26 protein-coding genes are annotated in these 22617 nt (G+C 33.7%); 18 read left to right on the top strand and 8 right to left on the bottom strand.

Going from position 1 to position 22617, the window contains the following annotated elements; genetic code table 11:
* Positions 1–18: 18 nt before the first annotated feature.
* Positions 19–249, bottom strand: a complete 231-nt coding sequence (locus tag FNW17_RS00790; RefSeq protein WP_144070647.1) for a DUF6341 family protein — start codon at positions 247–249, stop codon at positions 19–21.
* A 135-nt stretch (positions 250–384) separates the two neighbouring features.
* On the opposite strand from FNW17_RS00790, the gene FNW17_RS00795 reads away from it, so the two are divergent.
* Complete coding sequence (locus FNW17_RS00795; RefSeq protein WP_144070648.1) at positions 385–1314, top strand: DUF6427 family protein; 930 nt, start codon at positions 385–387, stop codon at positions 1312–1314.
* Here FNW17_RS00795 and upp read toward each other — a convergent pair.
* Complete coding sequence (gene upp / locus FNW17_RS00800; RefSeq protein ID WP_143390381.1) at positions 1309–1962, bottom strand: uracil phosphoribosyltransferase; 654 nt, start codon at positions 1960–1962, stop codon at positions 1309–1311. The genes FNW17_RS00795 and upp overlap by 6 nt on opposite strands.
* Positions 1963–2087: 125 nt before the next feature.
* On the opposite strand from upp, the gene FNW17_RS00805 reads away from it, so the two are divergent.
* Positions 2088–2693 carry a DUF4254 domain-containing protein gene (locus FNW17_RS00805; RefSeq protein WP_144070649.1) on the top strand — a complete coding sequence of 202 codons (606 nt, stop codon included), beginning with the start codon at positions 2088–2090 and terminating at the stop codon, positions 2691–2693.
* Positions 2694–2812: 119 nt separating this feature from the next.
* Entirely contained in the window at positions 2813–3823 is a 1011-nt protein-coding gene (locus tag FNW17_RS00810; protein ID WP_144070650.1) for a glycosyltransferase family 9 protein, read from the top strand.
* Positions 3824–3861: 38 nt separating this feature from the next.
* Here FNW17_RS00810 and FNW17_RS00815 read toward each other — a convergent pair whose 3' ends face one another.
* Positions 3862–4101, bottom strand: coding sequence for a hypothetical protein (locus FNW17_RS00815; protein WP_185965252.1), 240 nt, complete (start codon positions 4099–4101; stop codon positions 3862–3864).
* A gap of 225 nt (positions 4102–4326) precedes the next feature.
* Here FNW17_RS00815 and FNW17_RS00820 point away from each other — a divergent pair, with 225 nt between their 5' ends.
* The gene (locus FNW17_RS00820) at positions 4327–7110 is read left to right on the top strand and encodes an outer membrane beta-barrel protein (RefSeq protein WP_144070651.1); all 2784 of its coding nucleotides are present in this window, start codon (positions 4327–4329) and stop codon (positions 7108–7110) included.
* A gap of 58 nt (positions 7111–7168) precedes the next feature.
* Positions 7169–7930 carry a GLPGLI family protein gene (locus FNW17_RS00825; RefSeq protein WP_144070652.1) on the top strand — a complete coding sequence of 254 codons (762 nt, stop codon included), beginning with the start codon at positions 7169–7171 and terminating at the stop codon, positions 7928–7930.
* A gap of 44 nt (positions 7931–7974) precedes the next feature.
* Here the strand turns inward: FNW17_RS00825 and FNW17_RS00830 are convergent, their stop codons facing one another.
* The 5 genes from FNW17_RS00830 to FNW17_RS00845 form a co-directional block, all read right to left on the bottom strand.
* The gene (locus FNW17_RS00830; RefSeq protein WP_126563227.1) at positions 7975–8283 is read right to left on the bottom strand and encodes a hypothetical protein; all 309 of its coding nucleotides are present in this window, start codon (positions 8281–8283) and stop codon (positions 7975–7977) included.
* Positions 8284–8350: 67 nt separating this feature from the next.
* A complete protein-coding gene (locus FNW17_RS16230; protein ID WP_185964834.1) occupies positions 8351–8503 on the bottom strand; it encodes a hypothetical protein in 153 nt (50 codons plus the stop codon).
* 4 nt (positions 8504–8507) lie between these two features.
* Entirely contained in the window at positions 8508–9689 is a 1182-nt protein-coding gene (locus tag FNW17_RS00835; RefSeq protein WP_144070653.1) for a PAS domain-containing sensor histidine kinase, read from the bottom strand.
* A gap of 10 nt (positions 9690–9699) precedes the next feature.
* Complete coding sequence (locus FNW17_RS00840) at positions 9700–10500, bottom strand: alpha/beta fold hydrolase (RefSeq protein ID WP_144070654.1); 801 nt, start codon at positions 10498–10500, stop codon at positions 9700–9702.
* 367 nt (positions 10501–10867) lie between these two features.
* Entirely contained in the window at positions 10868–11920 is a 1053-nt protein-coding gene (locus FNW17_RS00845; protein ID WP_143391287.1) for a ferredoxin--NADP reductase, read from the bottom strand.
* A gap of 130 nt (positions 11921–12050) precedes the next feature.
* On the opposite strand from FNW17_RS00845, the gene FNW17_RS00850 reads away from it, so the two are divergent.
* The 13 genes from FNW17_RS00850 to atpH all read left to right on the top strand — a co-directional run bounded on the left by FNW17_RS00850 (position 12051) and on the right by atpH (position 22604).
* Positions 12051–12386, top strand: a complete 336-nt coding sequence (locus tag FNW17_RS00850; RefSeq protein ID WP_143391286.1) for a PadR family transcriptional regulator — start codon at positions 12051–12053, stop codon at positions 12384–12386.
* 35 nt (positions 12387–12421) lie between these two features.
* On the top strand, positions 12422–13132 hold the full coding sequence (locus FNW17_RS00855; protein ID WP_143391285.1) for a hypothetical protein: 711 nt from the start codon (positions 12422–12424) through the stop codon (positions 13130–13132).
* A gap of 63 nt (positions 13133–13195) precedes the next feature.
* Positions 13196–13510: a GIY-YIG nuclease family protein gene (locus tag FNW17_RS00860; RefSeq protein ID WP_126563272.1), complete on the top strand. Its 315-nt coding sequence runs from the start codon at positions 13196–13198 to the stop codon at positions 13508–13510.
* Positions 13511–13659: 149 nt separating this feature from the next.
* Positions 13660–15123 (top strand): DUF5687 family protein, encoded by a 1464-nt coding sequence (locus tag FNW17_RS00865; protein WP_143391284.1) that lies wholly within the window; start codon positions 13660–13662, stop codon positions 15121–15123.
* Between the two features lie 78 nt (positions 15124–15201).
* Positions 15202–15897 carry an ABC transporter ATP-binding protein gene (locus FNW17_RS00870; protein ID WP_143391283.1) on the top strand — a complete coding sequence of 232 codons (696 nt, stop codon included), beginning with the start codon at positions 15202–15204 and terminating at the stop codon, positions 15895–15897.
* Positions 15898–16100: 203 nt separating this feature from the next.
* Positions 16101–18917 (top strand): type IX secretion system periplasmic lipoprotein PorW/SprE, encoded by a 2817-nt coding sequence (gene porW, locus FNW17_RS00875; protein ID WP_235893228.1) that lies wholly within the window; start codon positions 16101–16103, stop codon positions 18915–18917.
* A 3-nt stretch (positions 18918–18920) separates the two neighbouring features.
* A complete protein-coding gene (locus FNW17_RS00880; RefSeq protein WP_143391281.1) occupies positions 18921–19331 on the top strand; it encodes a bactofilin family protein in 411 nt (136 codons plus the stop codon).
* Positions 19294–19527, top strand: coding sequence for an AtpZ/AtpI family protein (locus tag FNW17_RS00885; RefSeq protein WP_143391280.1), 234 nt, complete (start codon positions 19294–19296; stop codon positions 19525–19527). The genes FNW17_RS00880 and FNW17_RS00885 overlap by 38 nt, the downstream gene beginning before the upstream one ends.
* Positions 19528–19533: 6 nt before the next feature.
* The gene (locus tag FNW17_RS00890) at positions 19534–19932 is read left to right on the top strand and encodes a hypothetical protein (RefSeq protein ID WP_143391279.1); all 399 of its coding nucleotides are present in this window, start codon (positions 19534–19536) and stop codon (positions 19930–19932) included.
* A gap of 116 nt (positions 19933–20048) precedes the next feature.
* Entirely contained in the window at positions 20049–21188 is a 1140-nt protein-coding gene (gene atpB / locus FNW17_RS00895) for a F0F1 ATP synthase subunit A (RefSeq protein ID WP_143391278.1), read from the top strand.
* A 102-nt stretch (positions 21189–21290) separates the two neighbouring features.
* Entirely contained in the window at positions 21291–21482 is a 192-nt protein-coding gene (gene atpE, locus FNW17_RS00900) for an ATP synthase F0 subunit C (protein WP_073367797.1), read from the top strand.
* Between the two features lie 83 nt (positions 21483–21565).
* Positions 21566–22066: a F0F1 ATP synthase subunit B gene (locus FNW17_RS00905; protein WP_143391277.1), complete on the top strand. Its 501-nt coding sequence runs from the start codon at positions 21566–21568 to the stop codon at positions 22064–22066.
* Between the two features lies 1 nt (position 22067).
* A complete protein-coding gene (atpH, locus tag FNW17_RS00910) occupies positions 22068–22604 on the top strand; it encodes an ATP synthase F1 subunit delta (protein ID WP_143391276.1) in 537 nt (178 codons plus the stop codon).
* Positions 22605–22617: the final 13 nt, after the last annotated feature.

Below are 22617 nucleotides of genomic sequence, written 5' to 3' on the forward strand. Positions count from 1 at the left end.
TCAATTTTTCTTAAAATATTATTTCAAGAAAGAATGTGCGGTAGTGTCTTGGTTTTCCTCTCCTTGATCTTCGTGTAGTTTTAATTGTTTACACCAATATACAATGGCAACAGCACAGATTATCATAAAACCCCAGTTTATAATATTAGCAGCAAACCAGCTTTTTAATTCTAGCGCTCTTAAAAAATCGTGTAGTATGAATAAAATGTTTTCAAATAACCATTGAATTCCTTCAAAAAATGCTTTCATCTTGTTTATTTTATTTGTTTATTGTTTTCGATCGAACTCGCCATTTTATTAATTTGGAAAAATAAAAATTTACTTGGCTCGTTTCATCTTAGTACAAGTATTATATTTACACTCGCAAAAGTATAAAATATCCTTATGATAACAAGTGTTTTTAAAAAATCTACACCATTAAATTTAATTTTGGTTGTAATTTTAATGCTGGTTTTCTTTTTTATTTATCAATTTCAAGATTTGTCTTGGACAAATTCGGTCGTTTCCATTTTAAAAAAAGCAGGTTTGTTCTTGATTTTGTTGGGTTCTGTTTTTATAACAAATTTCATTGCAAAGAAAAACGGATTGAGCAAAGACAGTAGTTACACAATTTTATTCTACTTATTATTTCTCTTATTTTTCCCTACGGTATTGGGTAACACGAATTTAATTTTATCTAATTTCTTTATCTTATTAGCACTTCGAAGATTGATTTCATTGCAATCTCTAAAATCGTCGAAAGAAAAAATATTCGATGCTTCCTTATGGATTTTTGTAGCGTCATTATTTCACTTTTGGAGTATTCTTTATCTGGTATTGGTTTTTATCTCCATAATTTTTCATGTCGCAAGAGATTATAGAAATTGGTTTTTACCGTTTATCGCGTTTTTTGCTGTAGGAATTATTTCGATAGGTGTTTCATTAATTTTCGACAAAGATATTTTAGGATACATTACTGAAAACGCAGTTCTTAACTTTAATATTGATTACTTTACAAATACATATCAGAATATTGCCTTTTCGATATATTTGACGGTTGGCTTGTTTTTTGTTGTTTCGATGTTTGCATCGCTTTCTAGCAAGCCATTACTGTTGCATTCGTCCTTCAAAAAAATTATTACTTCTTTTTTTATTGTGATACTAATCTTTGCAATTTCATCGAACAAAAGCAATGATTTATTGATATATACCATGGCACCTTTGGCTATTATGGCTACGAGCCACATCGAAGTGAAGCAACTTCAACTGAAACAGGAACTGGTTTTAGGTGTACTTATTCTATGTAGTTTGTTTGCGTTTTTCGCTCAATTATAATTTATTTCCGTAAGCCAAATCACCGGCATCGCCAATTCCTGGGACGATATATTTTTTGTCATTTAATTTTTCGTCCAAAGTAGCTACCCAAAGATGACAGGAATCTGGCAAGTGCTTTTCAAGATAGGCAATCCCTTCAGGAGCAGCAATAATTACGGCAATGTGAATCTCTTTTGGAAGTCCTTTTTCCATTAATTTGTTAAAAACAGCTACCATCGATTGTCCTGTGGCAAGCATCGGATCAATTAACAATAAAGTCTTGTTTTCAATATTGGGAACGGCTTGATATTCGACTAAAATATCAAAAAATTCATCATTATTAGGATGATGTCTGTAGGCAGAAACAAATCCATTTTCGGCATTGTCAAAATAATTCAAAAAACCCAAATGAAGAGGCAAACCCGCTCGTAAAATAGAGCACAACACCAATTTATCTTCAATTTCAGTAGTCTTTTTGATGCCAAGTGGTGTTTGAATTTCGATGTTTCTGTAATGCAAATTTTTGCTCAATTCATAAGCCATTACTTCGCCAATTCTTTCAATATTTCTACGAAAACGCATGCTATCGTGTTGCACATTTACGTTTCTAATTTGACCCAAAAAATGATTCAGAATACTATTGGCTTCGGATAAATAATGTGTTTGCATAATGATAATTTAAGATTTGTAATTTAAAATTTAGGAATTTCGCAAAAAACCCGCTAAACTTCTAATGTTTTTTATAGACTATAAAAGTATAAAAAGTATCTTTGTATTTATAAAATATAAAAGATATGTTTTCAAAATTAGCTTATTCCGTTTTTGAACAAAGTATTCGCGATTATCATCAATTTGATAATGTTGACCAACCTATAAATAATCCATTTCCAAAGGAAAAAATAGAGCATTTACTATATTTAAAAAACTGGATTGACACTGTACAATGGCATTTTGAAGATATTATTCGGGACCCCAATATTGACCCAGTTGCAGCTTTGACTTTAAAAAGAAGAATCGACGCTTCGAATCAAGAACGTACCGATATGGTAGAATATATCGACGGTTATTTTCTTCAAAAATATGCTCAGGTTACTGTAAAAAATGAGGCTAAAATCAACTCCGAAAGTCCAGCTTGGGCATTTGATAGATTGTCAATTTTAGCTTTGAAAATTTATCATATGCAAGAAGAAACCACTCGAGAAGAAGCTTCGCAAGATCATAGAGACAAATGCCAGACGAAATTAAATATTTTATTAGAGCAAAGAACCGACTTATCCACAGCAATTGAAGATTTGCTAACCGACATTGAAAACGGTGATAAATTTATGAAAGTGTACAAACAAATGAAGATGTACAACGACGATGATTTGAATCCTGTTTTGTATCAGAATAAAAAATAATAAACACTATTTTAAACCATTAAGGGATTAAGAAAATTAAGTAAAACTTAATGGGCCTTAATCTCTTAATGGTTTTATACATTAAGTAATTGTCCAAAAAAATCAAACATATAGCCGTCATGAGACTTTCCGCAATGGGAGATGTCGCTATGACGGTTCCTGTTTTAAGGGCTTTTGTAAAGCAATATCCGTTGGTAAAAATCACGGTGATTTCACGACCGTTTTTCAAACCTTTTTTTGAAGGAATTCCCAATCTTTCTTTCTTTGCTTTCGACGAAAAAAAGCGCCACAAAGGATTCTTTGGATTGTTGCGATTGTTCCAAGATTTGAATGCTTTACACATCGACGCTTTTGCCGATTTACACAATGTTTTACGTTCTAAAGTCGTTCGAACACTTTTCGCTTTGAGCGGAAAAAAAACGGCGCAGGTTGATAAAGCGAGATCTGAAAAAGCAGCTTTAACACGTTCCGAAAACAAAATCTTTAAACCACTAACAACAATGTTCGAAAGACACACAAAAGTGTTTTCAGCATTGGGTTTCAAAGTAGATTTATCCGATTCAACATTTCCTCAAAAAGCAATTTTAGACACGGAAATACTTCAATTAATTGGAGAAAATAATCAAAAATTAATTGGAATTGCACCTTTTGCCCAATACAATTCTAAGGTTTATCCTTTGGATTTAATGCAAGAAGTAATCAATATAGTAGCTGAAAACAAGAATCATAAAATTTTGCTTTTTGGCGGCGGAAAAAAGGAAATTAAACTTCTAAATACACTTTCTAAAGACAAAAAAAACGTAATGGTTGTTGCTGGGCAACTCAAGTTTCAACAGGAATTGCAACTCATTTCTAATCTCGATGTAATGCTTTCGATGGACTCTGGAAATGCGCATATTGCGGCGATGCTTGGAGTAAAAGTCATTACACTTTGGGGCGCAACGCATCCGTTTACGGGATTTTCGCCTTTCAATCAACCCTTAGAAAATGCTATGGTTTCTGATAGAAATTTGTTCCCCAAATTACCCACTTCAGTTTATGGGAATAAAATTGTAGCAGGTTATGATGATGCAATGCGAACCATTTCAGTTGAAAGTGTAATTGATAAAATCAATTCGATTGTCGAATAAAAATCCGTGTTTGATAATCCGTTTCATCTTCGTTAAATTCACAAATAAATCTTCTCATCCTGACAACGCTTTAAAATATATCTTTTTAGATTCGAAATGGTTGCGGGATAGTCTGGTGCTTCGTACCCAAAACGCTCGTGTTCCGCTTGTTCTTTCTCGATGGCGTTGCAGCCTTTGATGACTTCTTTGAGCATATCGAGCATCACCAATTCTTTGTTGTTGGTTTTCTGAAATTTGAACTCCACGATTTCATCCTGCAATTGCTCGTAATAGTTCAAAAGTTAGTATTTTATTTTGAAGTATTTGTTTTAAATTCATACGAATAATATTATGGATTAATTAACATTTCACTTTAAATAACTTAGGAATATTAATACTATTTTTGATTTTTGTACGTTGTGTTTTACAATTCAAAACTAACTTTATTGAAAGCGGTTAGGTTTTTTTGATACGTTTATTTTATATTTTTTTAAATCACATTAAAGTAAAAACAGAAACTATTTATGTCAAAAACTACACTTTTAATTGCAATTTTATCCTTATTTTCTTTTTCCGTTTTTGCTCAAAAAGCAAACGTTACGGGTGTTTTGACTGATGGTAGCGAAAAAACTCCAGTTTATAATTCGGTTGTTGCCTTACTAACACCCAAAGATTCTATTTTATATACCTTTACCCGATCGGATAAAAAGGGAAACTTTGACCTTAAAAATGTAAAAGCCGGAAACTATATTGTAATGACTTCCCATAGACAATATGCCGATTATTTAGAGGATATAACTGTAAATGAAACCGAAAAAAATTTAGGAACAATTCCTTTGTTAAGCAAAATTAATGCGCTAAGAGAAGTAATAATAAAAACGGGTTCTATAAGAATCAAAGGGGATACCACAAGTTACAGAGCTAGTGATTTTGTTGTAAGTGCGAATGCTAACGTAGAAGAATTATTAAAAAAACTCCCCGGAATACAAGTAGATAAAAATGGTGCTATAAAAGCTATGGGCGAAACGGTGCAAAAAGTATTGGTCGATGGCGAAGAATTTTTTGGAGATGATCCAGGAATGGCAGTGAAAAATTTGCGAGCAGATGCCGTAAAAGAAGTCCAAGTATTTGATAAGAAAAGCGACCAAGCCGAGTTTACAGGAATTGATGATGGCGAAACAAAAAAAACAATTAATCTAAAATTAAAAGAAGACAAAAAGAAAGGGTATTTTGGTAAAATAGATGGTGCAGGAGAACCACTTTCGGGTTCCGACTCGAGATACAACACCAATTTTATGTTTAGCAATTTTAAAGGCAAAAGAAAAATATCGGCATTTTTATTGAATGGTAATACAGGTCAAGATGGACTTAGTTGGCAAGATAGCGATAAATTTGGAGGGGGTAATAATGATGTGAGTATGAGTATGGACGATGATGGTAATGTAGATTATGAATGGACGGGTGGCAATAATGATGAAGAACCTAATGTTGATACTCAAAATGGATTTATCAAAAACACTAATGCGGGTTTGCAGTACAGCAACAAGTGGAACGATAAACAAACATTGAATTTAACACCAAATTATAATAAGCAAATTTATACCAACAACAATAGTAGAAAAACACAAACCCAAGTAGGAGAAACCCAATTAAACGAAAATGCTTCTAAAGTAAGCAATGTTAACAGGAGTAATTTTAAATTGAATGCTATTTACGATGTAAAATTAGATTCTCTAAACAGTTTACGAATAACGGCTAAAACTAATTTTTATACTACAGAAAGTGATGAATTTACATCTGGAAACACTACCGGAAATGATGGATTGTTAAAAAACAAACAGCTAAAAACATTTACTACAGATTCCGACAAAACTTCTATATCGGCCAGTATTTTATATAAACATAAATTCGCCAAACCCCGTCGTACATTTTCTGTAAACGCTACAGGGAACACTTTGAATTCGAATGCAAATAATTTTTTAAAGTCATTGAACGAAAGTTATGAAGGGGGTGATTTTTCCAATAGGGTCGATGTGGATCAAAACAAAATTGGGGAGAAAACAAATCAAAATTTAAATTTAAATGTTACATATTCAGAACCTATTGGTAAGAAATATGCAATGCAATTTGCTTATCAAGTTACTCAAAACAAGGGTGAAAGCGATTATTTGACCTATGATTATTCTGACCTTACAGGAAATTATGATGTGCTTGTAAATTCTTTGTCAAACCAGTTCAACCAGACTATAATAACCAACAAGCCCAACATTAAATTGAGTTATAATTCCAAAAAAATCAATTATAACTTTGGAAGCGGTATTGGATTTACTTCATTTGATTTGGAAGATCAAACTTTAAACAAAGAATACAAACGCAATTACACCAATTTTTTTCCTACTGCGAATTTCTCTTATAAGTACAAAAGCAACAGCAATTTGCGTATCAATTATCAAGGAGCAACAAAACAGCCAACACTCGACCAGTTGCAACCTTTGAGAGACAATCAAGACTTTTTTAATCAAACTTTAGGAAATCCAGATTTAAAGCAATCTTTTACCAACAGTTTTAATCTATTTAATAGCACTTATAGCATTTTGACAGAAACGCAATTTTATCAAAGTTTCTCATACAGAACGACTTCTAATTTAATTTCTTACAGTAGAGTTATAGATCCAGAAAGTGCCCAAACAATTACCAAACCCATAAACACGAATGGTAATTATTCGTTCAATTTGTATGTAGGATATGGTTTTAAGCTAAAAAAACTCGATTTACAAGTGAATATTAATCCAAATATAAACTACAATAAATCTGTAAATAGCATTAATTTAAGTACTAACGATTCTAAAATTCTAAATTCAGGATTTTCAGTGTATTTAAATAAATCTAAAGCAAAGAAATATGACATTAGTTTGAGTAATAATTTTTCAAATAGCAGAAATGCTACTTCACAAAACGATGAAATAAAATCATTTAACACCAATAATTTAGCATTGGATATTGGGGTTTATTTCAGAGAAAAATGGAAACTATCCACAGATTATAACTTGTCTTCTCGACAAAAAACAGTCGATTTTCAGGATAATCTTACCAATCAATTGTGGAATGCAAGGCTACAACGCACTTTCAAAAATGATGAGTTTACGGCTTATATTTTGGTGAATGATATTTTAAATCAAAATATTGGTATCCGAAGATATGTTTATGAAAACTCCATTACAGAGGAACAAAATTCCAGACTCAAAAGATATGCTATGATAGGATTTACCTGGAATTTTAAAAACAAAGGTGAAAAAACAAACAAATAAATTCGTGCTTGCACTAAAATCCAAAAGCTCATTATTGAAAAGCCTAAAATTCACATATATGAAATCAATACTTTTTATTCTCACAACACTAATTTTTGCAACTACAGCAACAGCGCAGCAATTTATAGAAAAAGCAGTAGTTGAATATGAAGTAAATACGAATTTAAAAAAAACAATGAGCAATGATAGTTGGGATGAGATGATGAAAGACAACCTTTCCGACCTAAAAATATCGTATTACAACTATACTTTTGCAGACAACAAAAGCATCTTCAAATTTGATCGATGGAGTCCAAAAACAAGAATTCCAAAATACCAAAAAGACGTTGACGAAGAAAACACTTGGTATTTTGATTTTGGAGCCAAAAAAATGATGATGCAAAAACAAATAGTAGGAACTAATTTTGTCATATCGGACAGCATCCAAAATATTGAATGGAAAATTACAAATGAAAACAGAGAAATAGCAGGTTATAATTGCCGAAAAGCCATTGGCAAAATAATGGATGACGTTTATGTATTTGCTTTTTACACTGATGAAATCACCATTTCTGGAGGTCCTTGTTCTATTCACGGATTGCCAGGTTTGATTTTGGGGCTTTCCATTCCCAGATTATATACCTCATTTGTAGCCACCAAAGTAGATTTGACGATGACTAAAGCCTTCGAAATAAAACCCATCACAGCCAAAAAGACCTATGATTTATTGGGTTTAAAGAAGGAAATGGAAGAAAAAACCAAAGAATGGTTCAGCTATGGAGATGATAAAGAGGAGAACCTAAGACAAAAAAATCTTTTCTTGTGGAATGCTTTTTTATAATTCTTTATCAATAAATAAATTCGTAATATTCGGATAAAAAATTATCACAAATAAATCTTCTCATCCTGACAACGCTTCAAAATATATCTTTTTAGATTCGAAATGGTTGCGGGATAGTCTGGTGCTTCGTACCCAAAACGCTCGTGTTCCGCTTGTTCTTTCTCGATGGCATTGCAGCCTTTGATGACTTCCTTGAGCATATCGAGCATTGCCAATTCTTTGTTGTTGGTTTTCTGAAATTTGAACTCCACGATTTCATCCTGTAATTGCTCGCAATAGTCCAAAAGTTGCGCTACTTCTGGTTCGTCCAGAAGGGAAGGGTTGGTTTTGAATATTTCTCGGGTGGATTTCATTTTAGGTGACTTGGAGGTTTTATTAATCCTGTAATGGCGAGTAGTCATAAACTACTTTTTTGAATTTTTAACGGTTTCGGGCTTGGCGAAGGTGACGATTTTCACCACGAATGATGATGCAAAGAACCAAACTTTGATTAACCACAAAACTGTCTGCGGAACACTGAACCGCCACTTTTTCCGAACCCGTGTTAGCGGTTGTTGCATTCTCTACAGTCATTTATTTAATGTCCACTTTTAAACTTAGTATGAAATGTAGACCCTTTGCCCAAACTGCTTTCGATGTCAATCTGTCCTCCGTTTAGTTTCATGAACTCGTAACTCAACATAAGACCCAACCCAGTACCATTTTCTCCATCTGTCCCATTGGTGTTTTGTTTTTTACTAATAGAGAATAATTCCCTTTTAATTTCATCAGAAATCCCTACTCCGCTGTCTGAAACGGATATTTTAACGAGTCCGTCTGGTAATGATTTAGCCGTCAAACTTACAAAACCGTTTTTATGAGTGAACTTAATAGCATTGTTCACAAGATTTCTAATTATGAATTCTATTTGATTTTTGTCACCAATTATGGTAAGAGAGTCGTCAACCGAGAAACTTACATTTATTCCTTTTTCTAATGCTACCTTTTGATAAACGTCAAATATGTTGGAGGTAATATCTTTAACTTTTATTGTCTCTTCATTGAATTGGGATTCCCCCATTTGTACCATCGCCCAAGTGATTAGATTGTCGGCCATTTTAATTGTACTGTCAACTGAGTCGTTAAGTTGCTTGCTCATAGTCAGAATGTCTTCCTTGTCAAAACTGTCAAAATGGTCAATTAACAAATTTGAGAACGACTTCAAAGAAATAAGAGGGCTTTTTAAGTCATGAGCTACAATACTAAAAAATTTATCCTTAGTAGCATTTAGTTTTTCTAGTTGATGACTTTGTTCTGCAATTACTTGAATATTGCTTGTTAGCGCTGCATTTACTTTTGAGAGTTGCGTCAACAATTCATCAGATTTTCTTTTAGCGTTCATTAATTCCATCTCATACTGCTTACGCTGTGTGATGTCGAGCACAATAAATTGAATATAATTGTGCTGCTTCTCATTGGCACTTTGCTTAATTGCATTGATCAGCACTGGAAAGCGAGTTTCATCCTTTCTAATAAAATCAAAACTAATTTGACTGACCTCTCCTCGCATATGTAGCAAGGGAGCAAAATGCGTTTCGTAGTAAATTTTACCTCCTATGGAAAGAAAGTCTTCGAATCTTTTATTTTCAATGATTTCTTCGCGAGAATAACCAGTGAATGCCAAGAAAGTATCATTCACATCTATCAGGGTGCCATCCTCCATGGTATATAAATAGCCACAAGGTGCATGATGATATAAGGTTTTAAAATCTAATTCCATACATTATTTATTACCGAGCACTTAAGAATTTCTTCATGCTCTGAATGGTTTCTTCCGGTTCGCTCAAATGTGGACAATGTCCTTTTGCTTTCAGTTGGGTTAATTGACTGTCTTTAATGTGTTGTTGTACATAGGTACCCACATGTAGAGGGGCTATCACATCTGACGAACACTGAAGTATTAGGGTAGGTACTGTTACCTTTTCTAAATCTGCTCGATTATCTCCTAAAAAAGTTACGCGGGCAAAATGTTTAGCAATTTCGGGGTTATTGCGGCAAAAACTATTTTTTAATTCTTGTGCTAATGCTGGCCGCTCAGGATTTCCCATAATCACAGGGGTAATGGCACTCGACCATCCAAGGTAATTAGAATCGAGGGCTTCTACCAATTCATCTATACTTTCCTTCGAAAAACCCCCATTATAAGAATGGTCGCTTATATACCGGGGAGAGGGGCCAATCATGATGATGCAATCAAATGCAGCAGGATTTTGTATGGTGGCTAGTGCACCAATCATGGCACTTACAGAATGTCCGACCAACACGACATCTTTTAAGCATAGTTCCTTAATAAGATCAAGAAGATCGTCTGCGTGTGCTTGGAGGGTATTGTATTTGTCAAAATCATAGGCATTAAGATCAGATTGACCTGAACCCACCAAATCAATAAGTACAATTTTGTAAGAAGTTTCAAATGCAGGGGTAATAAATCGCCACATGTTTTGGTCACAACCATAACCGTGAACGAATAGCATTGTCTTTTCTCCTTTCCCTAGAATCTGGGCATTATGTTTTTTCTGTGATTTTGTCATAAAGCAAAAGTTTAATATTGAAAACAAGTCTTCTTTAGACTTCTGCCATGTCTTCACCTATTGACTGGCTGATGAGGATAAGTGTAAAAAATATAGTTTGGGCTATTTTCATTTAGTCAAGTTCGATAGTTTTTAGTCCGTCCTTAAATAACCGCTAACTTGTATATAGGCGATACAAACATTCTTATATACACCCAAAAACAGGTAGCCTGACGAAGGTTTGTTTCACTTTATTATTTATCAAATATATTAATTTTTTCTTACAAATTATCCAATGGAGTTTTATATTAAAACCAAACTCCCTTAAAACAAGAAAACTTACCTTTTCAGAGAAGTTTTCTTTAACTATTTAAATATAGGAATCTGATTAAACATCATCATAATCCACCACAATTTCTGCTGAGGTTGGACACGCTTGGCAAGTAAGAATCAAACCTTCTTCGATTTCGCTGTCAGTAAGAATAGAATTTTTCTTCATTTCGGCAGTTCCTGATTTTACTCGGGCGAGACAGCTGCTGCAAATACCACCTTGGCAGGAATAGGGAGCGTCAATGCCTTGTTTTAGGGCTGCTTCGAGGATGGTTTGTTTTTGCGACATTTCGAAAGTCGTTTCTTCGTCATCAACCGTTATTGTGATTTTGGTGTGACCTTCGTGCGAACTCGCTTCCAAATTTTCGACCGTAGAACTAGAAAACAATTCAAACTTAATAGCAGAATCCTTGATGTTGTGTTCTGTCAAAACTTTAGAAACAGTATTGATCATTTCTTCCGGTCCGCACAAATAGAACTTGTCGAATTCCAATTCCTTGTGTTTGTTATTCAATACAAAATTCACGACCGATTTATCGATTCGACCAAAAAGTGCTCCGTCGGCTTTGGCTTGACTATAGACATAATGTACAAACAATCGTCCGGTATATTTCAGGTGCAAATCGTGTAATTCTTGATGAAAAATAGTTTCTTCGGGTGATTTGTTTCCGTAAACCAAGACAAAAGAACTTTGTGGTTCGCTTTTCAAAACCGATTTTAGGATAGAAATGGCGGGTGTAATTCCGCTTCCAGCTACAAAAGCTACATAGTTTTTTTGGTTGTGACTTTCCGTTTCTAACGTGAATTTTCCTTCTGGTTCTCCCACTTCAAGAACATCTCCTGCTTTTAGTTTGGTGTTGGCAAATTGAGAGAAAGCTCCGTTTTTCACCGCTTTTACGGCAATTCTCAATTCCCCGCTTTCTGGCGAAGCACAAATGGAGTACGCACGACGAATTTCTTTGCCGTCCAGCGTTAATCTCAAATTGACATATTGACCCGCAATAAAAGTATAATGGGATTTGAATTCCTCGGGAACATTAAAAAGAATAGAAACCGCGGCTGCAGTCTCGCGTTTCACTTCTTTTATGATAAGTTTTTTGAATATAGGCATATTATAAATTTTAGCAAAGGTACTAAACCAATTAGTTTTCTAAAAGTGATATGGTTTGAAAATTTTAATACCTAAATTAATTATGTATAAGAATCTTATGTATATTTGTAATTCAAAATATAGAATGAAGATGAAAAACTCACAATTATACAAAGGAAGTCTCAACACCATCATATTGAAATTGCTCGAAGAAAACGGCAAGATGTATGGTTACGAAATTACCCAAAAAGTAAAAGCTATAACACTTGGCGAACTCAATATTACGGAAGGTGCCTTGTATCCTGCTTTACACAAACTCGAAGCCGAAGGTTTGCTGGATGTCGAGATTGAAAGAGTAGATAACCGTTTGAGAAAGTATTATAAATTGACGGAAACGGGAACGAAAGAAACCATGAACCGCTTGAGCGAATTAGAAGATTTTATTAGAAATATGCAGAGTTTGGTGAATCCGAAATTGGAATTTTAATACAAACTACAAAGGTTTTAAAAACCAAGTAAATTATGAAACTCACTCCCCAACAAATAGACCACCTCTACCTTTTCACTCGCCAACATTATGTAGAATGGTATGATTTGCAATCAGAATTAGTCGATCATTTGGCGAATGCCATAGAAACGCAATGGCAAGAAAATCCTAAACTCACTTTTGACGAAGCTTTGAATATTGAGTTTAAAAAATTTGGTGTTTTTGGTTTTATGGGCGTGGTTGAGGAAAAGCAAAAATTCTTAGGAAAGAAATACAATAGGTTGGTGTTATCGCATATTAAGGAGTTTTTCACATTACCAAAAATCCTTTTGACAATTACGGCAACTTGGGCTTTGTTTCTCTTGTTTAAATGGAGTCGTTTCAACGGAGAATTTCTTTTATTTTTTTATGTTTTGTTAATTGGGTTTGCTTTTTACGCCATTATTAAAAACCGCATACAACGTAAACAACAAATAAACAAAAACCAAAAACGATGGCTGTTTGAAGAAATAATGAATCAATACGGCAGTTTTATTGGAGCTATTGTTTTTCCTCTAAATTTCTTATTGAATATTTTTAATCACGGAAATCGTTTTTTGAGTAATGATTACGGCATTGGGTTTACGAGTTTTTTTCTAGTTTTGATGACTTTTTTGCTGTATGTAATGTTTGTTTTAATTCCATCAAAATCTAAAGAATACTTGATCCAAACTTATCCAGAATATGGATTGACAAAGCAACACTAATTTGTCATGCTGAGGAACGAAGTATCACTACAAAATTGATATATCAACTTTTAATAAAATTAAATGATAGAATTTCAAGAAGGGTATCATACTTATTATGTTTATATTTTAACAAATAAAGCTAAAACCGTTTTATATACAGGTGTTACAAATAATTTGAAAATCAGGCTTCAACAGCATAAAGATTCCTTAAATCCAAACTCATTTACAGCCAAATATAACGTTCATTTTTTGTTATATTTCGAAAAGTTTACTTGGATACAAATGGCTATAGCCAAAGAAAAAGAAATTAAAGGATGGAAAAAAGACAAGAAGATCATACTGATAAAAACAATCAATCCCGAGTTAAATTTTCTTCATAACTTGTTTGAAGAATAAAATGGAGATGCTTCGTTCCTCAGCAAGACAAATACAAGGAGTGAACTTAAAGCCTGTTTATCTGAAGTGATTTTTTTAAAATTTCAAAAGCTATTTTGTAACATTTCCTTACATTTAACAACTAATTACAAAACCAAACCACAATTATCATGATTCTAAAATTTCTTTATCTCGAATGGAAGGCTTTTACCCGGTCGGCTTCGTTTGGAACTAATTTGGCACTGAAAATTATTTTGGGTTTTGTATCCGTTTTGTACACAGGTATTTTTTTAATGGCTGGAATTGGTGCATTTTACGGATTACAACAAATGCATCTCGATCCGTTGCAGGAAGTAAACAAATATTTGATTTATTATTTTTTATTGGATTTGGGCATTCGATTATTGTTGCAAAAAATCCCTGTGATGAATATTCGACCGTTGTTGTCCTTACCTTTTACAAGACCTACAATTGTTAACTTTTCGATAGGAAAAACGATGTTGTCTTTTTTCAATTTTCTACACGTTTTTTTCTTTTTGCCTTTTTCGATTGTTTTATTAGTCGAAGGTTACGATGTTTTGAGTGTGATGCTGTGGCATTTGGCAATGGCTGCCTTGGTTTATAGCAATAATTTCCTGAATATTATATTGACCAACAAAGACAATGTGTTTACCATTTTCTTAGCCGCCGTGGTGATTATAGCGGGTTTTCAATACTATCATTATTTCAACATTACCGATTATACTTCAGTATTTTTTGACGGATTATTTCATACGAGATGGATGTTTTTATTTCCAGTTTTGGCTTTGTTGGGCTTGTATTATTACACTTTCACCTATCTGAAAATCAATTTATATCTCGATGCCGGACTTTCTACAAAACATGAAATCGCCAAAACCGAAGATTTAACTTGGTTGAACCAATTTGGAACTTTGGGAACATTTCTTAAGAATGATATCAAACTCATTAAGCGAAACAAACGTTCGAGAACGACAGTGGTAATGAGCATTTTGTTTTTGTTTTATGGATTTATCTTTTTCAGAGAAAATTCAGGTCAGCCAGAAATAATGCGGATTTTTGCCGGAATATTTGTTTCGGGAGGATTTTTATTCACGTTCGGACAATTTGTACCCAGCTGGGACAGCTCGTATTATCCGCTGATGATGTCACAAAACATTTCCTATAAAGGTTACTTGAGTTCAAAGTGGTGGCTTATTGTTATTGCCACATTCATTTCCACCATTTTGTCCTCATTTTATTTGATTTATGGCTGGCAAGTGTATCTAACGATTGTCGTTGGAGCCATTTATAATATTGGGGTCAATTCGCATTTGGTTTTGCTTGGCGGAGCTTTTACCAAAACTCCAATAGATTTACAGTCCACCAAAGGGGCGTTCGGTGACAAAAAAGCATTTAATACAAGCGCAATGTTGCTCTCACTACCCAAATTACTTTTGCCAATATTATTGTATTGGGCGGGTTCTTCGATATTGAATTTTAATTTAGGACTTGCCTTTGTTGCTATTGCAGGTGTTTTGGGCTTTGCTTTTAGAGACAAAGTTTTCTCTAAAATTGAAAAAATATACAAAACCGAAAAATACAAAACCATCGACGCTTACAAACAAAAATCTTAATTCGTAAAGACACGATTAATCGCACCAACGTGCAGACGCGATTAATCGCGTCTCTACAGAAATCAAAAAAACATAAAAATGATACAAGTACAAAACCTTTCGAAATCATACAACGGAACCACCGTATTAAAAATAGACAGTTTAGAAATTCCAAAAGGACAAAGTTTTGGTCTTGTGGGCAATAACGGCGCAGGAAAAACCACTTTTTTCAGTTTGTTATTGGATTTAATTCAACCCTCAACAGGACATATTATCAACAACGAAGTTCAGGTAAATACTAGCGAAAACTGGAAACCGTTTACCGCCTCGTTTCTAGACGAAAGTTTCTTGATTGGCTATCTCACTCCCGAAGAATATTTTTATTTCATTGGCGATTTGCGCGGTCAAAACAAAGCCGACATTGACGCTTTATTGGCTAAACACGAAGAGTTTTTTAACGGCGAAATCCTGAAAAACAAAAAATACCTTCGCGATTTATCCAAAGGGAATCAGAAGAAAGTGGGAATCATCGCCACACTCATCGGCAATCCCGAAGTTATAATTTTGGACGAACCTTTTGCCAATTTAGATCCAACAACCGTTAGTAGACTAAAAAAAATAATCAAAGAACTTGCCGAAAATCCAAATGTGACTGTTTTGGTTTCAAGCCATGATTTGCAGCACACCGTTGAGGTTTGTAGTCGAATAGTTGCTTTGAATAAAGGCGAAGTCGTGAAAGATATTCAAACATCGGCAGAAACTTTGCAAGAATTGGAAATGTTTTTTGCGGTTTAATACTTTAACAGTTTGTATTTTTATCGAATTAATTTTGAAATAATGCTCCCGAGGCTTTGGGATATATTTCATTTAGTCTTATTTTTATGGGCTATTTTAAAATAACTAACGGTATAAATTTCGATATTTCAAAAAGAAACGTATTTTTACCAGTCATTATACTAAAATGCGCTTTTAAAAGTTAAATGATAAACTGTTTCCCATTGAAAACCAAGATATTTAAACACGCTTTCGTTACATTATTTATACTTTTTTTGGTAGCTTGTTCTACTAAGAAAGACACATTTTTAGCTAGAAATTCTCACGCTTTAAGTACCAAAGACAACATTTTGTATAATGGTCAAATCGCATTAGACAAAGGAGTTGTAGGTATAAAAAGTAGCAATAAAGACAATTTTTGGACTCGATTGCCCATCGAGAGAATGCAATTTAAAGAAGATGATTCTCCCAACGGAAATTCCAAAAACCCCGATTTTGAAGCAGCTGAAGCTAAAGCCACCAAAGCCATTCAAAAACATTCAATGTACATTGATGGTCAAGAAAAAAATTACCAAATAGACGAAGCGTATTTACTTTTAGGAAAAGCACGGTATTATGACCAACGCTTTTTTCCAGCACTCGAAGCCTTCAATTATATTTTATACAAATATCCTACGAGCAGCAACATCAATCCTGCCAAAATTTGGCGCGAAAAAACCAATATGCGTTTGGGTAACGATGCTCAAGTTCTAAAAAACATCGCAAAACTTTTAAAAGAGAAGAAACTGAAACCCCAAGTTGTGGCGGATGCCAATGCACTTTTGGCCGAATCGTTTTTGAATTTAGAAGAGAAAGACAGTGCCATTGTAAAATTGAAAATTGCTAAAAACAGTACTAAAATCAATGCCGAGAAGGCTCGTTATCGTTTTATACTTGGGCAATTGTATCAAGAGTTGGGCATAAAAGATACCGCTTTGATTTATTATCAAGAAGTAATTGATATGAATCGAAAAGCCGAAAGAGAATATGTTATTCAAGCGTATGCCAAAAGAGCTCAGTTATTCGATTTTGAAAACGGTGACAAAGAAGCTTTTGTAAAAACCTATAACAAACTCGTTGCCGACAGAGAGAATCGTCCATTTTTAGGAACTATTTATTATGAAATTGGTGTTTTTTATGATAAAAATAACGATCAAGAATTGGCTAAAGAATTTTACAATACATCTTTAAAATCAAAGTCAACCGATAATTATCTATTGGCTTCGAATTATAGGAATATAGGGAATATGCACTTTAAAAACACCGATTATTTCACGGCGGCCAAGTATTATGATAGCACTTTAGTGAAATTGGATGTTAAAACTAGAGAACACATTCACATAAAGAAAGTCCGAAAAGATTTAGACGAAGTGATTGAATTTGAATCTATTGCAAAAACAAACGATAGCATTTTGAAAGTTGTTGCCATGAGCGATGCCAATAGAATTTTATATTATGAAGACTACATTGTAAAATTAAAAAAATCGGATGAAGAGAAACGACTTTTGGCTGAAAAGCAAAAAGAAATCCAGAAAAATATAGATATAAACAATCTGTCCTCGTCAGATGATCCTGCAACAAGAGTTCAACAAGGCGGAAAAGCACTTTCAAAGAAATCTCTTGCACCGCCTTCGATGACCGGTAGTTCAACAGGAAACGCTGCAAATGTTTTCTATTTTTATAATCCATCGACGGTAGCTTTTGGAAAAATTGAGTTTAAGAAAAAATTTGGAAATAGGGCTTTGGGAGGAAATTGGAGAATGCCAGCCAATAGAACGGACGTAGCTACTGATATTACGAACGATGAAAATGAAACACCGGATGAAGAAGTTGTAGTAGCCGAAACACCTCAATACACACCATCATTTTATATCGAAATGTTGCCTAAAACACAAACTGAAATTGACAGTATTGCCAAAGAAAGAAACTTTACCTATTATCAACTTGGGGTGATTTATAAAGAAAAATTCAAGGAATATAAATTAGCCAGCGACAAGTTGGAAAAATTGTTAGAGCAAAATCCAGAAGAAAAACTGGTGCTTCCTTCGATGTATAATTTGTATAAAATTTATCAAATTACAGACGCTGCCAAAGCCGAAGAGATGAAAAACCGAATTTCTAGCCAATATCCAGATTCTCGTTATGCACAAATTATCAATAACAAAAACCCTAATACAGTTACCGAATCTGAAACTACTGAGGCTGAATATAATAAATGGTACAAATCATATCAGGACGAACAATTTGTTATACTTTTAGAAAAAATAGACGGACTTATTATTCAATATTATGGAGATGAAATTGTTCCTAAATACGAATTGCTAAAAGCCAATACCATTGGAAAACTTAGAGGATTAGAAGCCTACAAGAAAGCAATGCTGTTCGTTGCTGATAATTATGCTTCAAGCGAAGAAGGCAAAAATGCTCGTGAAATTTTAACTACTCAAATTCCTTTATTGGAAAGAATGAATTTTACCATATCCGAATCCAAAAACTGGAAAATACTATATAAAGTGGGTCAACAAGCAGACAAAGCCACAAAAAACATTGAAGATAAAATCAATAAATTCATTGCAGGTGAAAACCTCACAAGACTGACTTACACTTTTGATATTTATACCGAAAAAGAAAACTTCATTACCATTCAGGGCATAAAATCAGAAGCCTATGCAAAAAATTTAGCTTCAATTTTGAAGGAAGATAAAAAATTTAAAATCATAGAACCGGCAATCGTAATTTCGAGTGATAATTATAAAGTAGTTCAAATCAAAAAGAATTTAGCCGAGTATTTGACGCCACAAAAAACGGTGGTTGTACCTGCTCAATCAGCAGTTCCGAATCCAGTTGTTCCTGAACCCGCAGTTGTAAGTCCTGAAACTCCAGATAAAGAATCGCCAAAACTCGGATGGCCATCACCTAGCAAAGCGTCTAGAACAAGACCTCCAAGCGGAGTTCCAACGATGGAAGATAATGACAAACCTAGCGCAACTCCAAAACAGTAAATTATGTTTGAAAAAAAGACAAAATCATACACGGAATTTCTGGGGAAAACGAATAGAATTGTCGAAGGAACCATCATAAAAGGAGATATTATTTCCCAAGCCGACTTTAGATTGGACGGAGAATTGACAGGAAATTTTCAAACCAAAGGGAAAATTGTCATTGGTCCAGCCGGAAGTGTTACAGGCGATATTGTTTGCAAAAACGCAGATATCGAAGGGAAATTCAAAGGTAAAATTCAAGTTTTAGAAATTTTGAATGTAAAAAATAAAGCCAGCATTTATGGCGAAGTAATTTGCGAAAAATTATCCGTAGAACCTGGCGCCGATTTTAGTGCTTCTTGTATGATGAAAACCAATTCGAAAATCACGATGCCATATGACGGACAATCAAGACCCGAAGAAGCAAACCAATAATAAATGGTTGGCTCTTATCAATATTCCGATTCAAATGGGAGCAATTATTTTTTTGTTTTCCTATTTTGGAAATTGGCTCGACGAGAAATACCCCAATGCACATACTATATTTGTCAAAATCCTAACATTAGTAGGAATAGCCATTGCTTTTTACAACATCAACAGGCAATTGAAAGACATCAATAAATCTTCTTAAACATCAATGAATTTCAAAAAATACCAACCCTTAATTGAAGTAACTTTGCTATCGATTCTGGTATATTTAGCACACAAATTGGTTTTTTTCTTAAACGAAAACAATCCGAATCTTCAAGGTTTTCATTTTCCAATAGAGGTTCTATATGGGTTTTTCTTTATTTGCTCTCTGCTAATTATTCGTATACTAATTATGGTAAACGAAAAAAACATCAACAATGTGGGTTTTACTTTTCTTTTGGTCACTTTTATCAAAATGGCCTTATCCTATGTTGTTTTATCGCCTATCTTGAATTCAGGAAACCCAAATGTAAGAACAGAAAAAATTGATTTTTTTATCATTTTCGCTTTGTTTTTGACGATAGAAACCATTGTAACAGTCAGAATTCTAAACAATAAGCAATAAAAAGACGTTTAGAAGATAAAATAGTCATTTTTTTTATTTAATGCTTTTGGCATATTAATTTAAAATGTACCTTTGCACCCAATTTCAGAAACTAAAAATTAAGATAATTAACAGTTATGGTGATTTCAAACAAACCACTTCAATTTATAATAGCGATTTTAATAGCCTGTCTTCCAATATTTGGTTTTGCAAATAATCCTACGGAACACACTACATCACAGACTGAAACAACAGCTGTTGCTCACGAAGCTGCTCCAGAGGCTGGAGAAGAAACTTCAGAAATTAAAGAACAAATAAAAGAAGTTATTGGGCACCACGTTCTTGATGGTCACGAATTTTCTCTTTTTTCAGATTCAGAAACAGGAGCTCATTATGGTTTTCCATTGCCAATAATCCTTTGGGATAACGGAGTTCACTTATTCTCTTCTTCGAAATTCGAACACGGAGAAGCCGTTGCCGAATCAGACGGAATTTTCTACAAATTACACCACGAAAAAATATACAAAACGGATGCTACTGGAACATTAACCGGAGACGAGCATCATCCAACAAATATCCAACCTATAGATTTGTCAATCACAAAAGGTGTTTTGACAATAATGGTTGTGGCTTTATTAATGTTTTTATTGTTTACAAGTCTAGCAAAATCGTATGCTAAAAACGGAGGGATTTCTTCTGGAGTTGGAAGACTTTTCGAACCAATCGTATTGTATATTCGTGACGAAATTGCGATTCCAAACATTGGTGAAAAACATTATAAAAGGTATATGAGTTATTTGTTGACCATCTTTTTCTTTGTATGGTTCTTAAATATCTTTGGTTTGACTCCACTAGGAATCAACGTTACAGGAAATATTGCTATTACTTTTGGATTAGCGGTAATTACATTTGTAATCACAACTCTTACAGCAAATAAGAATTATTGGGGACACATTTTCTGGATGCCAGGTGTGCCAACTCCAATGAAAATCATTTTAGCACCTATAGAATTATTGGGAGTGTTTATCAAACCTTTCGCCTTAATGATACGTTTGTATGCAAATATTTTTGCAGGACACGTAGTTTTGATGAGTTTAATAGGATTGATCTTTATTTTCAAAAGTTGGTTGGGAAGTAGCTTGTCATTTATGTTGTCGTTTGCTATTTCAATCATCGAAATATTAGTTGCCTTATTACAAGCTTATATCTTCACAATGTTATCCGCATTGTATTTCGGATCGGCAGTTGAGGAGCATCATCACGAAGAAGCGCACTAGTAAAGTTAGAAATTAGAAATTAGAGGGTAGAAATTATTTCTAACTTCGAACTTCTTACCTCTAACCTCAAAATTGAATGTTTAATTTTTAATACATATTTTTATGGAAATTCCTAAAATCGTTGGAGCAGGATTAGTAGTTATTGGAGCAGGTATTGGTATTGGTAGAATCGGTGGTTCTGCAATGGATGCAATCGCTCGTCAACCAGAAGCTACTGGAAAAATTCAAACAGCTATGCTTATTGCAGCAGCGCTTATTGAAGGTATTGGATTTGCAGCTTTATTCGCTGTATAATGCTGAAAAACAAAAAGCTGTAACGGTTGGTTGCAGCTTTTGTTTTAAAAATTAAATTAAAAGAATACAATTAAAAACACACTATGGAAAAGTTAATAAATGATTTTTCGTTTGGATTATTTATCTGGCAAACAATAATTTTTGTTGGATTGGTTTTGTTGTTGAAAAAATTTGCTTGGAAACCTATTTTGGATGCCGTTAACGAAAGAGAAGAAGGAATAAAAAACGCATTACTTTCTGCTGACAATGCTAGAAAAGAAATGCAAAACCTTCAAAGCGATAACCAACGTATTTTGCAAGAAGCAAGAATGGAACGTGATGCTTTGTTGAAAGATGCACGTGAAATGAAAGAGAAAATGGTTGCTGATGCAAAAACCGAAGCTCAAGCTCAAGGTCTAATAATGATCGAACAAGCAAAAGCAGCTATCGAAAGCGAAAAAAATGCAGCTATGGCAGAATTGAGAGCACAAGTTTCTAATTTGTCTATCGAAATTGCTGAAAAATTATTAAAAGATGAATTGTCTAACAAAGAAGCTCAAGTAAAATTAGTGGAAAAAATGTTAGGTGATGCTAAACTAAACTAATATGATAAGTACAAGAGCAGCAATTCGTTACGCAAAAGCAATTTTAGATATAGCAGATTCTAAATCTGTTGCTACTGAAGTTAGTAATGATATGTCTTTGATAGCTTCAACAATAAAAAGCAATGGGGAATTAAGTGCTTTTATTCTAAAGCCAACAATTACTGTTGAAGTGAAAGAAAGCGCCCTTTTGGAAGTTTTTGCTTCAGTAAATGCAGTGACAAAAAGCCTATTTCATTTATTGTCTGAAAACAAAAGATTTGAAATATTAGACAGCATAGCAATAGAGTATAATAAATTATTTGACATACAGAATGGTGTTGAAGTAGCTAAGGTTACTACAGCAATTCCTATGGATGCAGCTTTAGAAGCAAAAGTTTCTGCAAAAATTGCAAGCATTTCTTCAAGTAAAAAAATTACAATAGAAAACACAGTAGATCCTTCAATCATTGGAGGTTTTATTTTAAGAATAGGCGATAAGCAATACAATGCTTCTATTGCCGACAGATTACAAGTATTAAAGAGAGAATTAAGTAACTAGTTATTTATAAATA

The sequence above is a fragment of the Flavobacterium franklandianum genome, assembly GCF_007097365.1.
Lineage (GTDB): Bacteria > Bacteroidota > Bacteroidia > Flavobacteriales > Flavobacteriaceae > Flavobacterium > Flavobacterium franklandianum.

Excerpts from the sequence above, each read along its gene's own strand:
- FNW17_RS00790 (WP_144070647.1), bottom strand. The coding sequence starts at position 249 with ATGAAAGCATTTTTTGAAGGAATTCAATGGTTATTTGAAAACATTTTA.
- FNW17_RS00795 (WP_144070648.1), top strand. The coding sequence starts at position 385 with ATGATAACAAGTGTTTTTAAAAAATCTACACCATTAAATTTAATTTTG.
- upp (WP_143390381.1), bottom strand. The coding sequence starts at position 1,962 with ATGCAAACACATTATTTATCCGAAGCCAATAGTATTCTGAATCATTTT.
- FNW17_RS00805 (WP_144070649.1), top strand. The coding sequence starts at position 2,088 with ATGTTTTCAAAATTAGCTTATTCCGTTTTTGAACAAAGTATTCGCGAT.
- FNW17_RS00810 (WP_144070650.1), top strand. The coding sequence starts at position 2,813 with ATGAGACTTTCCGCAATGGGAGATGTCGCTATGACGGTTCCTGTTTTA.
- FNW17_RS00820 (WP_144070651.1), top strand. The coding sequence starts at position 4,327 with ATGTCAAAAACTACACTTTTAATTGCAATTTTATCCTTATTTTCTTTT.
- FNW17_RS00825 (WP_144070652.1), top strand. The coding sequence starts at position 7,169 with ATGAAATCAATACTTTTTATTCTCACAACACTAATTTTTGCAACTACA.
- FNW17_RS00830 (WP_126563227.1), bottom strand. The coding sequence starts at position 8,283 with ATGAAATCCACCCGAGAAATATTCAAAACCAACCCTTCCCTTCTGGAC.
- FNW17_RS16230 (WP_185964834.1), bottom strand. The coding sequence starts at position 8,503 with ATGACTGTAGAGAATGCAACAACCGCTAACACGGGTTCGGAAAAAGTG.
- FNW17_RS00835 (WP_144070653.1), bottom strand. The coding sequence starts at position 9,689 with ATGGAATTAGATTTTAAAACCTTATATCATCATGCACCTTGTGGCTAT.
- FNW17_RS00840 (WP_144070654.1), bottom strand. The coding sequence starts at position 10,500 with ATGACAAAATCACAGAAAAAACATAATGCCCAGATTCTAGGGAAAGGA.
- FNW17_RS00845 (WP_143391287.1), bottom strand. The coding sequence starts at position 11,920 with ATGCCTATATTCAAAAAACTTATCATAAAAGAAGTGAAACGCGAGACT.
- FNW17_RS00850 (WP_143391286.1), top strand. The coding sequence starts at position 12,051 with ATGAAAAACTCACAATTATACAAAGGAAGTCTCAACACCATCATATTG.
- FNW17_RS00855 (WP_143391285.1), top strand. The coding sequence starts at position 12,422 with ATGAAACTCACTCCCCAACAAATAGACCACCTCTACCTTTTCACTCGC.
- FNW17_RS00860 (WP_126563272.1), top strand. The coding sequence starts at position 13,196 with ATGATAGAATTTCAAGAAGGGTATCATACTTATTATGTTTATATTTTA.
- FNW17_RS00865 (WP_143391284.1), top strand. The coding sequence starts at position 13,660 with ATGATTCTAAAATTTCTTTATCTCGAATGGAAGGCTTTTACCCGGTCG.
- FNW17_RS00870 (WP_143391283.1), top strand. The coding sequence starts at position 15,202 with ATGATACAAGTACAAAACCTTTCGAAATCATACAACGGAACCACCGTA.
- FNW17_RS00880 (WP_143391281.1), top strand. The coding sequence starts at position 18,921 with ATGTTTGAAAAAAAGACAAAATCATACACGGAATTTCTGGGGAAAACG.
- FNW17_RS00885 (WP_143391280.1), top strand. The coding sequence starts at position 19,294 with ATGACGGACAATCAAGACCCGAAGAAGCAAACCAATAATAAATGGTTG.
- FNW17_RS00890 (WP_143391279.1), top strand. The coding sequence starts at position 19,534 with ATGAATTTCAAAAAATACCAACCCTTAATTGAAGTAACTTTGCTATCG.
- atpB (WP_143391278.1), top strand. The coding sequence starts at position 20,049 with ATGGTGATTTCAAACAAACCACTTCAATTTATAATAGCGATTTTAATA.
- atpE (WP_073367797.1), top strand. The coding sequence starts at position 21,291 with ATGGAAATTCCTAAAATCGTTGGAGCAGGATTAGTAGTTATTGGAGCA.
- FNW17_RS00905 (WP_143391277.1), top strand. The coding sequence starts at position 21,566 with ATGGAAAAGTTAATAAATGATTTTTCGTTTGGATTATTTATCTGGCAA.
- atpH (WP_143391276.1), top strand. The coding sequence starts at position 22,068 with ATGATAAGTACAAGAGCAGCAATTCGTTACGCAAAAGCAATTTTAGAT.